Raw genomic sequence first — 544 nt, forward strand, 5'->3', positions numbered from 1 at the left:
AGCATGGTGAAGCGGTTATGGGATTAATGCGTACACACCCTTTTATTGTGGTCAAGGTGGGAGACAAACCTGTTCATGAGGTTTTTTACCAGCGTCTTTTAACCGCAACCATTACGGACCATGCTGGGAATGAAGCCGATACATTTGAAGCAGAGTTTGATGATAGTGGCAATGATTTAGAGGTTCCCTCAAGCAACAGTGCGCTACAGGTGATCTTTGGTTATGAGAACAGCATCAGTGCATTTATGGGGTGTTTTGTTGTCGAATCGGTTGTAAGTTGTGGGGGCAGTGATGGAGAGATTTTGCGCCTTTGTGGCAAAAGTGCCTCGATGCGTAAAGAGCTCAAAGAACAGGTGAGTGAGCATTTTGATCACAAAACTGTTGGTGAGATTGTTGAGACACTTGCCAAACGCCATGGCTATCAAGCAAAGGTTAGTCCCCAGTTCACTCAACAAAATTTGCCTTATGTGATTCGCACAGATCAATCGGCTGTTGATTTTTTAACCCGCCTTGCCGATCGCATGCGGGCACGTTTTTTGATCAA

Annotated in this window: 1 pseudogene; it reads left to right on the top strand. The window is 45.2% G+C overall.

Going from position 1 to position 544, the window contains the following annotated elements:
• Positions 1-26: 26 nt before the first annotated feature.
• Positions 27-544, top strand: a pseudogene (locus tag ACFINR_RS09625) (late control protein); the annotation flags it as partial.

Origin of the sequence: Bartonella sp. AP19HLJMH (assembly GCF_042196245.1) — a bacterium.
GTDB lineage: Bacteria > Pseudomonadota > Alphaproteobacteria > Rhizobiales > Rhizobiaceae > Bartonella.